The following is an 11,175-nucleotide window of genomic DNA, read 5'->3' as shown; positions in this document are numbered from 1 at the left end:
CTTGGCAGCATCCGACCAAAAAAACTGGCGAGTAACCAACGAGCAGTGATCAGACTAGGGGCCCTCCGCCTGGCGCGTAAGAGGCCCTGGGGAGCCGATTCATAACGAAACAGGCCCCCGCGCCGGAGCACGGGGGCCTGCTGCACATCGGACGCCGACGCGGCGGCTACTTCTTCTTGCCGCCGGACTCGTCGCTGGAGAGGACGGCGATGAAGGCCTCCTGCGGGACCTCCACGGAACCGACCATCTTCATGCGCTTCTTGCCTTCCTTCTGCTTCTCCAGCAGCTTCCGCTTACGGGAGATGTCACCGCCGTAGCACTTGGCGAGGACGTCCTTGCGGATGGCGCGGATGGTCTCGCGGGCGATGACGCGGGAGCCGACGGCCGCCTGGATCGGGATCTCGAAGGCCTGCCGCGGGATGAGCTCGCGCAGCTTGGCGACCAGGCGCACGCCGTAGGCGTAGGCGGCGTCCTTGTGGCAGACGGCGGAGAAGGCGTCGACCTTGTCGCCGTGCAGCAGGATGTCGACCTTGACCAGGCTGCCGGCCTGCTCGCCGGTGGGCTCGTAGTCGAGGGAGGCGTAACCGCGCGTCTTGGACTTCAACTGGTCGAAGAAGTCGAAGACGATCTCCGCGAGCGGGAGCGTGTAGCGGATCTCGACCCGGTCCTCGGAGAGGTAGTCCATCCCGAGGAGGGTGCCGCGGCGCTGCTGGCAGAGCTCCATGATCGCGCCGATGAACTCGGAGGGCGCGAGCAGGGTGGCCCGTACGACCGGCTCGAACACGTCCCTGATCTTGCCCTCGGGGAACTCGCTCGGGTTGGTGACGGTGACCTCCTTGCCGTCCTCCAGGACGACGCGGTAGACCACGTTCGGCGCGGTGGCGATCAGGTCGAGGCCGAACTCGCGCTCCAGGCGCTCGCGCACCACGTCCAGGTGGAGCAGGCCGAGGAAGCCGACGCGGAAGCCGAAGCCCAGCGCCGCCGAGGTCTCCGGCTCGTAGACCAGCGCGGCGTCGTTGAGCTGCAGCTTGTCCAGGGCCTCGCGCAGGTCCGGGTAGTCCGAGCCGTCGAGCGGGTACAGGCCCGAGAAGACCATCGGGCGCGGGTCCTTGTAGCCGCCGAGGGCCTCGGTCGCGCCGTTGTTCAGGCTGGTGATGGTGTCACCGACCTTGGACTGACGGACGTCCTTCACGCCGGTGATGATGTAGCCCACCTCGCCGACGCCGATGCCGTCGGCCGGGGTCATCTCCGGGGAGGAGACACCGATCTCCAGCAGCTCGTGCGTGGCGCCGGTCGACATCATCCGGATGCGCTCGCGCTTGTTGAGCTGGCCGTCGACGACACGGACGTAGGTGACGACGCCGCGGTACGAGTCGTAGACCGAGTCGAAGATCATCGCGCGGGCGGGGGCGTCCTTGGGGCCGACCGGAGCCGGGACCGTGGCGACGATCTTGTCGAGCAGCACGTCCACGCCGAGACCGGTCTTCGCCGAGACGCGCAGGACGTCCTCGGGCTGGCAGCCGACCAGGTTCGCGAGCTCCTCGGCGAACTTCTCCGGCTGGGCGGCCGGCAGGTCGATCTTGTTCAGGACCGGGACGATCGCGAGGTCCTTCTCCATCGCCAGGTACAGGTTGGCGAGGGTCTGCGCCTCGATGCCCTGAGCCGCGTCCACCAGGAGGACCGTGCCCTCGCACGCCGCCAGGGAGCGCGAGACCTCGTAGGTGAAGTCGACGTGCCCGGGGGTGTCGATCATGTTCAGGACGTGGGTCTTGCCCTGGTCCTCACCCGTGTTCGGCGCCCAGGGCAGCCGGACGGCCTGGGACTTGATCGTGATGCCGCGCTCACGCTCGATGTCCATGCGGTCGAGGTACTGGGCGCGCATCTGCCGCGAGTCCACCACACCGGTGAGCTGGAGCATCCGGTCGGCAAGGGTCGACTTGCCGTGGTCGATGTGCGCGATGATGCAGAAGTTGCGGATCAGCGCCGGGTCGGTACGGCTCGGCTCGGGCACGTGGCTGGGGATCGCGGGCACGCAGTGTCCTGATTCTCGGGTCGCAGTCGGAACGAAGTGGTGGGCGTCGGTCTGCGTGAAATCAGATCTGGTCGGGTCTAGTCGGATCTATACGCAGACTCCCATGGTCCCATGAACCGGGGAGTGCGCTCGGTTTGGGCCGGTCGGACGGCAGCTGGTAACCTGAGCAGCTGTGTCTCGTGTGCCCTCTAGCTCTACGGGACGCAATCCGAAGATCAAATCTCTGAACCTGCAAAGGCTCTTTCGTGGCGAACATCAAGTCCCAGGTCAAGCGCAACAAGACGAACGAGAAGGCTCGCCTTCGCAACAAGGCCGTCAAGTCCTCGCTCAAGACCGCCATCCGCAAGGCCCGTGAGGCCGTCGTCGCCGGTGACGTCGAGAAGGCCACCGTGGCTTCCCGCGCCGCTTCCCGCGCGCTCGACAAGGCCGTCTCGAAGGGTGTCATCCACAAGAACGCCGCCGCCAACAAGAAGTCGGCGCTGGCGACCAAGGTTGCCTCCCTTCAGGGCTGAGCCCCTGATGTGATCGCCGGGCAAGGATCCAGCGGGCCCTCTCTCCCGCTCCCGACCGGCACTCCGCGCCGCACACGAAGCGTTCGCCACGCGGGTGCGGCGCAACCCGAGAAGTAACCGAAGGCCCCGGCCGCCTCCCTTCCCCAGGGCAGCGGCCGGGGCCTTCGGCGTGTGCGCTCAGGAGTGGCAGAGCACGTCGAGGACGACCGCCTCGGCGTCGAGATGGTCGAGATAGCGGTTGGCCTGCTCCCAGCGGCCCTCGCCCTCCGTGCGCGCGTCCGTCCACGCGCCGTCGAGGGTGACCAGGGCGAAGCCGGGCACCGCACACCGGACCGACCACAGCCGGGATTCCTCGTGCTCCTGGGCGAAGTACGCGACGGGGTCGTTGACCAGGAGCGACATCCCGAAGTGCGGGTCACCCGCGACGGCCCGCTGAGCCACGTCCTGCACCAGCGGCTGGGACAGATGGTCCTCCCGGGCCTGCTCCGGGGAGTAGCTCTCGGGATCGGCTTCGTGGCGGGCGAGGAAGTCCGTGAGCGGGCGGGCCGGCGGGTGTACCGCGCTCAGCTCGTTCCAAGCGTCGAGCAGGGCGTCGTACGAGCGCGCCGCGCGTTGCCGCATGCCGTCGAAGTCGAGCAGGCCCCGGGGCCCGCCGTAGCATTCCAGCGGCCCGAGGGGACCGAGATCGGCCTTCCTGCGCGGCACGGTCGAGGCCGTGACGAGGCGGCGGTCGCCGTCGTACTGGGGCAGCGCGAGGTAGGCGTTGCCCGCACCCGCGCGGATCGCCCACCAGTCCCAGCGCCCGACCGGATTCTGGTCGCGGCCGAGGTTGATGTCGTAGGGCGCCAGGGCGGCGGCCACTGCCTTCGGGATCTTCCGGGGCGCAGTCGGCGGCAGGCACACGGTGGCGTAGAACTTCGTCATGCCCGGGAGCGTAGGACCTGCGGCTTTCCGGCCCGCCAGGGGTCGGCCGGGACCTGGTGGGCTTCCCGGCAGCCGGCGGACCTACCCGGCAATCGATGACCCGCCCACCGCCCCGGGGCCCTGCCCGGGAGCCGGGGGACGTGCCCGGGCGCTGGGGGGCTCCCGGAAGCCGGTGGACGTGTCCGGAAGCTGGGGGCTTTCCGGGAGCCGGCGGACCTACCCGGCAATCGATGACCCGCCCGCCGCCCCGGGGACCTGCCCGCAAGCCGGTGGACGTGCCCGGGAGACGCGGGGCTTCCCGGTGGAGGAGTCAGCCGCGCTGGGGGCGGGCCGCACGCGCCACCGCCACGACCGCCTTCTCCAGCGCGTACTCCGGATCGTCGCCCCCGCCCTTGACCCCCGCGTCCGCCGCGGCCACCGCGCGCAGCGCGTCCGAGACCCCGTCCGCCGACCACCCCCGCATCTGCTGCCGGACCCGGTCGATCTTCCACGGCGGCATGCCGAGGTCACGGGCGAGGTCCCCGGGACGGGCCCCCCGCGGGGCCGAGGCCAGCTTCCCGATCGCCCGTACCGCCTGGGCCAGCGCGCTGGTGATCAGGACCGGAGCCACCCCGGTGGACAGGGACCAGCGCAGGGCCTCCAGCGCCTCCGCGGCGCGCCCCTCCACCGCCCGGTCGGCGACCGTGAAGCTCGAGGCCTCGGCCCGGCCGGTGTAGTAGCGGCCGACCACGGCCTCGTCGATCGTGCCCTCGACGTCCGCGCACAGCTGCGCGGCCGCGCTCGCCAGCTCCCGCAGGTCGCTGCCGATCGCGTCGACCAGCGTCTGGCAGGCCTCGGGCGTGGCCGAACGGCCCAGCGTCCGGAACTCTCCCCGTACGAACGCCATCCGGTCGGCCGGCTTCGTCATCTTCGGGCAGGCGATCTCGCGGGCACCCGCCTTGCGCGCGGCGTCCAGCAGGCCCTTGCCCTTGACGCCGCCCGCGTGCAGGAGGACGAGGGCGATCTCCTCGAACGGCGCGACGAGGTACGCCTTGACCTCCTTGACCGTGTCGGCCGAGAGGTCCTGCGCATTGCGCACGACGAGCACCTTGCGCTCCGAGAAGAGCGAGGGGCTGGTCAACTCGGCCAGGGTGCCGGGCTGGAGCTGTTCGGAGGCGAGGTCCCGCACGTCCGTGTCGGCATCGGCGGCGCGCGCCGCCGTCACGACCTCCCGCACGGCGCGGTCGAGCAGCAGGTCCTCCTGCCCCACCGCAAGGGTGATCGGGGCGAGCGGATCGTCGGTGGAATTCTTCCTGGTGGCCATCGCCTCCAGCATCCCACGCCGCACTGACAGACCCTCGCGGTCCGACCCCTTCCCCCGGCCCCTTCCGCGGCCCGCTTCCGCAGCCCGCTCCCCCATACCCGAGAATGTCCGGGTGAACGTGCGACATGTACTGGTCCTGCCCGACCGCGACGCCGCCGAGGAGGTGGCACGGGAGGTGGTCGACCGCTTCGGCCTCCCGGAGGAACCGCAGCTGGTCCGCGACGCCCTCGCTGGCGAGGACGACGCCGAGGACGCCCAGTGGCTGGTGGTCGTCGAGGACCCGCGCGAAGGTCTGGACGCCGCGGCCCTGGACGAGCTCGCCGCCGAGTACGACGGCTGGCTCGAAGCCCCGTAGCGGCCGGCCCCGCCCCGTCAGGCCTTGTGCACGACCTGCATGTCCAGGGCCACTTCCACGTTCGAGCCGATCGCCGCGATCCCCTGCGCCAGCATCGACTGCCAGTTCAGCGTGAAGTCCTCGCGGTTCAGTTCGGCCGTCGCCCGGCAGGCCGCCCTCGGCTCGCCCTCCAGGCCCGTGCCCAGGCCCAGGTACCGGGTGTCCAGGGTGACGGACCGGCTGACCCCGTGGAGGGTGAGGGCGCCCGCCACGGTCCAGTGACTGCCGCTGCGGTGGATGAACCGCTCGCTGTAGAACTCCACCGTCGGGTAGCGGGCCGCGTCCAGGAAGTCCGCGGAACGCAGGTGGTCGTCCCGCATCCGCAGCCCGGTGTCGATGCTCGCCGCGTCGATGATCACGCGCATGGAGGAGTCCTCCATGCGGTCGGCTATCCGGACCGCGCCGGCGAAGGTGTTGAACCGGCCGTTGATCCGGGCGAAGCCGATGTGCCGGGCCGAGAACCCGATCGACGAATGCCCCGGGTCGAGCTCCCAGTGGCCCGGCTGCGGGAGCAGCGGCGGATCCACCGAGTCCAGCACGATCTCGCCGGTACCGGGCTGCGCCGGGTCCCCCACCAGCGTCGCCCCGTGGAAGGGCGCGTACCCCTCGGCCGTGACGGCCAGCCGGTACTCGCCCGCCGGCACCGCCGCCGTGAACCCGCCGTACGGGTCGGTCTCCCCGCTGACGATCCGTCGGCCGATCGGGTCGGTCACCTCGAACTTGGCCTGCCGGACCGGCTGGTGGACCGTGTCGAGCACCCGGCAGCTGAGCAGCCGCGCGGTATGAGGAAGCGTCAGTGTCGCGGATGTCTGGGGACTGGCGCTTCCCGCCGTCTCCATCCCCCGTCTGCGACTGAACATGGTTTATGCACCCCCGTGCTGTGTGGGCTTGGACCGCTCTGGCGAAAACGCATTCGATCATGCTGTCGGGTTGTGGGCAAACGGAGTGGTCACTCCTGGTATGCCCGTGCCGGGTCCGTCGCCGAATGGCCGGGAACGCCCGCAGCCGCGGGCCGCTGCCGGTGACGGCGACCGAACCGTCCTCATCCGTGCGCAGCACGGCCGCACCCGACTCCCGCAGCCGGGCGAGCGTACCCGCCGCGGGGTGCCCGTACCTGTTCCCGGCGCCCACCGGGACGATCGCGAGGCGCGGCCGGATCCGCTCGTACAGTCCGGGATCCTGATGGGCGCTGCCGTGGTGGGCGACCTTGAGGACGTCGACCGGCCCCAGTTCCGGATGGTTCCTCAGCAGGGCCTGCTGGGAGCCCGGTTCGAGGTCGCCCAACAGGAGCAGGGTCAGGCCCGCGCCCCGCACCAGCAGGGCCACGCTCGCGTCGTTGGGACCCTCAAGTGCAGCGTCCCCGGCCGGCGGCCACAGCACCTGCCACTCCAGCGGCCCGGCCCGGCGCCGCTCCCCCTCCGCGGCACGGACGAGGGGAACTCCCGCGGCCGCCGCAGTCCGCCGTACGAACGCGGCCTGCCCGGGCGGTTCTTCCAGTCCGGTGACTTCCACCACACCCACCGAACGGCCCCTGAGCACCCCCGGCAACCCGCCCACGTGGTCGGCGTGGAAATGGGTCAGCAGGAGCAGCGGCACCCGGCTCACGCCCAGCTCCCTCAGGCAGGCGTCCACCGGCCCGGGCTCGGGGCCCGCGTCCACCACCACGGCCGTCCCCGGGCCGACCGCGAGCACGGCGGCGTCCCCCTGGCCCACCGCGCACTGGGTGTAGATCCAGTCGGGCGGCGGCCAGCCCTTGACCGTACGAGTGACCAGCGGCGGCCTCAGTACGGCGAGGAGCAGCACCACGGCCAGGGCGGAGGCGAGCCATCGCCCACGGCCGAACCGCCTGCCGAGCACCACCGCCGCGAAGGTGACCGTGGCGAGCAGCAACCCTCCGCCCACCCCGCCGGGCCAGCCCAGCTCCGCCCCGGGCAGTCCCGCACCACCCCGGGCCACGGCGGCGATCCACCCGGCGGGCACGCCCGCACACCAGGCGAGCACCTCGGCCACCGGCCGGCACACCGGGGCCGCCGCCAGCGCGGCGAACCCCAGGACCGTGGCGGGTCCCGCCGCCAGCTCGGCCAGCAGGTTGCAGGGCACCGCCACCAGGCTCACCCGGGCCGACAGCACCGCGACGACCGGCGCGCACACCGCCTGGGCCGCCGCCGCGGCCGCCAGCGCCTCGGCAAGGCGGGGCCGCATCCCGCGCCGCTGCAGGGCCTCGCTCCACCGGGGAGCCAGCGTCAGCAGGGCCCCGGTGGCCAGGACGGAGAGCAGGAAGCCGTAGCTCCGGGCCAGCCAGGGGTCGTAGAGCACCAGCAGCAGGACCGCGGCGGCCAGCGCCGGGATCAGGGATCTGCGCCGCCCGGTGGCGATGGCCAGCAGGGTGACCGAGCCGCAGGCCGCGGCCCGCAGCACGCTGGGCTCCGGCCGGCACACCACGACGAAGGCCAGGGTCAGCGCCACCCCGCACAGGGCCGTCGCCCGCAACGAGAGCCCCAGGCGGGGCGCCAGGCCGCCCCGCTCGGCCTGCTGCGCGCGGGCCGGGGAGCCGATGAGCAGGAAGAGCACCACGGTCAGGTTGGACCCGGAGACGGCCAGCAGGTGCAGCAGATCGGTGGCGCGGAACGCGTCGTGCAGATCGGGCTCCACCCGGGAGGTGTCCCCGACCACCAGCCCGGGCAGCAGGGCCCTGGCGTCCGGGGCCAGCCCGTCGGTGACCTCGCGCAGCCCGGCCCGCAGCCGCCCGGCGATCCGCTGCACGGCGTCCGGACCGCCGGTCACCCGCGGCGGGGCGTCCCCGGCCGGCCGGAGCAGGGCGACGGCCCGCTCCCCGTCCCGCGCCGGGGCCAGCCGGGCCACCACCGCGACCCGTGTCGAGGGCTGCAACCGGGCCCACCCCGGATGCCCCGCCAGCACCCGCACCGGAGTCGACACCCGGGTCCGGGCACCGTCGGCCCCGGTCACCCGGGTCACCACCGCGTCGAGCACCACCACCGGCGGCCCGCTCCCGGTCCGGGCGGTCCGCGGGTCGGAGTCCACGGTGAGATCCGCGAGCACCCGGGCATGCCCCCGGGCCAGCTCCGGGACCGGCCCCGCCCGCGCCTCGGCCCGCTGGAGCCCCGCCAGCCCGGCCCCGGCGGCCGCGCACAGCAGCACGGCCGCCACGGCCGCCCGGAACGGCCCGGAGCGCCTCCGGCCGACCAGCATCAACACCCCGGCCGCACCCACTCCCAGCCCCGCCGCCGCGACACTCCCTCCGACGGGCACCCCCAGCCCCACGGCGGCCGCCGCCCACACGGCAAGAGCCGGCCCCACCAACCGCACATCCAGAGGCCCCGCTTCCCCCACCCCCCGCTCCGGCCGACCCGAACCCCCCTCACCTCCACCCGGCTCGCTCGGATCCGGCACCCTCTGATCCCGCACGCTCTGATCCCGCACGCCAGGAACCCGCTCCGCAGGTTCCTGCTCGGCCGCAGCCCACGCAACCTGCCCGCCCGCCTCCGACACGTGCCGCCCGCTCCCCGGCGGGCCCGGGTCCGGGTCCAGGTCCGCCGGATCCCGCCCGGCCCGCCCCGGCGCAGCACGCTCGTGGCCGATCGAGCCCCGCCCACGCGGGCCCCGCCCCGCCGGTCCGCGCCCGCTCGGGGCCTGCCCGGCCGGACCCCGCCCCGGTCCGCCGTGCCGGCTCACGGTCGCACCAGCTCGCGCAGGTCGGCGAAGCGGCGCTCACCGATCCCGTTGACCTGCCGGAGCTCCTCGACGGAGCGGAAGCCCCCGCGTGCCGTGCGGAAGTCGACGATGTGCTGCGCGAGGACCGGGCCGACCCCCGGCAGGCCGTCCAGTTGCTCGGCCGTGGCCGTGCCGAGGCTCAGCGGCCCCGCCGCCGGAGCTCCACGGCCCGTCATCGGCGGCGGTGGGGCCGGAGCGCCCACCAGCACCTGCTCGCCGTCCATCAGGACGCGGGCCCGGTTCAGGCCGGTGGTGTCCGTCCCGGGCCGCACTCCCCCGGCGGCGGCCAAGGCATCCTCCACCCGCGAGCCGGGAGGCAGCTTGCGCACCCCCGGGTCACGGACCTTGCCGCTGACGTCCACCAGGATGGGACCGGAGCCGACGCCGGGGCCCGCCCGCGCCACGGTCGGCGCCGGCAGGGCGGCCGCCGCGGGTGCCACCACGGCGGGTGCGGTCACCGGCCGGGGCCGGGCCGCCCCGTACTGCTGCACGGCGAACCCGACGGCGACGACGAGCACCACCGAGACGGCCGCCACCGTGCGCGGCTCCACCCCGCAGCGGGTCTGCAGCCACACGGGCAGCCGCTCCCGCACCGCGGGCCACCGCAGAGCCCCGCCGGGCACCTCCCGACCCTCGGGCGGAGCCGTCGCCCCGCCCCGGGCGGGTTCATCGGATCGGGCAGGCTCATCGGCCCGGACACCCGGATCGGGCCAGACCAGTCGATCCGGCCGGGCCGCGGCCCCGGGCTCGGCCACCGCCCCGACGGAGCGGGCTCCCGGCGGAGCCGCCTCGGCCGAGGCGTCCCCGGTCGGAGGCGGCGGAGCGCCCGGAGGGCGGCCCGCTCCGAGCAGGGCCTCGGCCCGGCGCCGCACGACCGCGGGGTCGGGGCGGCCGGGTCGCTGTCCGCGGCGGTGCCGCAGACGGCCGTCGGAGAGGCGGGGACGGCCGGGGCCACTGGTGGCGCCGGCGGGACCTGACGTGCGCGTACGAAGAGTCATGCCACGACGGTAGGGCCGATCCGCGACACCCGTTCGGAAGCCTCAATTCCGGTGGATGGACCGGGCGTTGTGGATATCTCCGTCACTCGATCCAGTGATCAGCGCGGGGAGACGACCGCCGCCAGCAACCCCGGTCCGGTGTGTGCCCCGATCACCGCGCCGACCTCGCTGACGTGCAGCTCGACCAGCCCCGGGATGCGCTCACGGAGCCGCTGTGCGAGCTTCTCCGCGCGTTCCGGAGCCGCGAGGTGGTGCACGGCCACGTCGACGGGGCCGGAGCCGGCGCGCTCGACGGCCAGCTCCTCCAGGCGGGCTATGGCCTTGGAGGCCGTACGCACCTTCTCCAGCATCTCGATCCGCCCGCCGTCCAGCGTCAGCAGCGGCTTGACCGCGAGCGCCGAGCCGAGCAGGGCCTGCGCGGCCCCGATGCGGCCGCCGCGGCGGAGGTAGTCGAGGGTGTCGACGTAGAAGTACGCGGACATGCCGGCGGCCCGCTTCTCCGCGGCGGCAACGGCCTCGTCGAGGGACCCCCCGGCTTCGGCCACTTCCGCCGCGGCCAGGGCGCAGAAGCCCAGGGCCATGGCGACCATGCCGGTGTCGACGACGCGGACGGGCACCGTGGCGGTCTTCGCGGCGAGCACGGCGGCGTCGTACGTGCCGGAGAACTCCGCCGACAGGTGCAGGCTGACGATGCCGGTCGCACCGGCCTCCACAGCCGCCCTGTAGGCCCGGACGAAGTCCTCTGGGCTGGGGCGGGAGGTGGTGACCGAGCGGCGCTTCTGCAGGGCCAGGGCGAGGCTCCTGGCCGAGATCTCGGTGCCCTCTTCCAGGGCCTCGTCGCCGAGGACCACGGTCAGCGGGACGGAGGTGATTCCGTGCCGCGCCATGGCCGGTTGGGGCAGGTAGGCCGTGGAATCCGTGACGATCGCGACATGGCGGGACATGAGGCGGAGGTTACCGGCAGTGGGGGTGTTCCGGCAGCCCGGGTCTACCGGTGGCCCTCCGGCCACGCCTCCGGGTGACCTGCCACCGGGCCCCCGCCCCCGGTTCCGCCGGGCCCCGCCAAGGGGTTCCGCCGGGCCCCGCCAAGGCTCCGGCCGTCCGGCTGCTGCTGCCGCGGAGGCTGCGGGTGCCGCGGAGGCTGCTGCTGCCGCGGAGGCTGCGGGTGCTCGGCCCTGCGGGGCTGGGTCCCCTACCCGCCCTTCCACCGTTCCCCGGGCTCCGCCCGGACCCCGGTCCTCAAACGCCGGACGGGCTGAAAAGAAAGGGGCCCGGGCTGC

8 protein-coding genes and 1 pseudogene are annotated in these 11,175 nt (G+C 73.6%); 2 read left to right on the top strand and 7 right to left on the bottom strand.

All coding sequences use genetic code 11. The annotated features are described in order from the left end of the window. Nucleotides 1-166 precede the first annotated feature (166 nt). Nucleotides 167-2,032, bottom strand: a complete 1,866-nt coding sequence (gene lepA, locus ACE1OC_RS27335) for a translation elongation factor 4 (protein WP_250739436.1) — start codon at nucleotides 2,030-2,032, stop codon at nucleotides 167-169. Nucleotides 2,033-2,277: 245 nt separating this feature from the next. Between lepA and rpsT the strand changes: the two genes are divergently transcribed. Continuing rightward, the gene (gene rpsT, locus ACE1OC_RS27330) at nucleotides 2,278-2,544 is read left to right on the top strand and encodes a 30S ribosomal protein S20 (protein ID WP_250739437.1); all 267 of its coding nucleotides are present in this window, start codon (nucleotides 2,278-2,280) and stop codon (nucleotides 2,542-2,544) included. A 177-nt stretch (nucleotides 2,545-2,721) separates the two neighbouring features. Here rpsT and ACE1OC_RS27325 read toward each other — a convergent pair whose 3' ends face one another. Together ACE1OC_RS27325 and holA are read right to left on the bottom strand one after the other, a co-directional pair. Next, the gene (locus ACE1OC_RS27325; protein ID WP_407839234.1) at nucleotides 2,722-3,468 is read right to left on the bottom strand and encodes a hypothetical protein; all 747 of its coding nucleotides are present in this window, start codon (nucleotides 3,466-3,468) and stop codon (nucleotides 2,722-2,724) included. Between the two features lie 310 nt (nucleotides 3,469-3,778). Continuing rightward, nucleotides 3,779-4,771, bottom strand: a complete 993-nt coding sequence (gene holA / locus ACE1OC_RS27320) for a DNA polymerase III subunit delta (RefSeq protein WP_407839233.1) — start codon at nucleotides 4,769-4,771, stop codon at nucleotides 3,779-3,781. Between the two features lie 112 nt (nucleotides 4,772-4,883). On the opposite strand from holA, the gene ACE1OC_RS27315 reads away from it, so the two are divergent. Continuing rightward, entirely contained in the window at nucleotides 4,884-5,126 is a 243-nt protein-coding gene (locus tag ACE1OC_RS27315; protein ID WP_407839232.1) for a hypothetical protein, read from the top strand. A gap of 17 nt (nucleotides 5,127-5,143) precedes the next feature. Here the strand turns inward: ACE1OC_RS27315 and ACE1OC_RS27310 are convergent, their stop codons facing one another. The 4 genes and pseudogenes from ACE1OC_RS27310 to ACE1OC_RS27295 all read right to left on the bottom strand — a co-directional run bounded on the left by ACE1OC_RS27310 (nucleotide 5,144) and on the right by ACE1OC_RS27295 (nucleotide 10,839). Further along, nucleotides 5,144-6,025, bottom strand: a complete 882-nt coding sequence (locus ACE1OC_RS27310) for a YceI family protein (RefSeq protein ID WP_407839231.1) — start codon at nucleotides 6,023-6,025, stop codon at nucleotides 5,144-5,146. Nucleotides 6,026-6,161: 136 nt separating this feature from the next. Further along, a pseudogene (locus ACE1OC_RS27305) lies at nucleotides 6,162-8,375 on the bottom strand (ComEC/Rec2 family competence protein); the annotation flags it as partial. A 479-nt stretch (nucleotides 8,376-8,854) separates the two neighbouring features. After that, nucleotides 8,855-9,895 (bottom strand): helix-hairpin-helix domain-containing protein, encoded by a 1,041-nt coding sequence (locus ACE1OC_RS27300; protein ID WP_407839230.1) that lies wholly within the window; start codon nucleotides 9,893-9,895, stop codon nucleotides 8,855-8,857. Nucleotides 9,896-9,993: 98 nt separating this feature from the next. Then, the gene (locus ACE1OC_RS27295; protein WP_407839229.1) at nucleotides 9,994-10,839 is read right to left on the bottom strand and encodes a DegV family protein; all 846 of its coding nucleotides are present in this window, start codon (nucleotides 10,837-10,839) and stop codon (nucleotides 9,994-9,996) included. Nucleotides 10,840-11,175: the final 336 nt, after the last annotated feature.

The sequence above is a fragment of the Streptomyces stoeckheimensis genome (genome assembly GCF_045822005.1).
In the GTDB taxonomy this organism is placed as follows: domain Bacteria; phylum Actinomycetota; class Actinomycetes; order Streptomycetales; family Streptomycetaceae; genus Streptomyces; species Streptomyces stoeckheimensis.
This window is presented reverse-complemented; position numbering and strand designations above follow the sequence as displayed.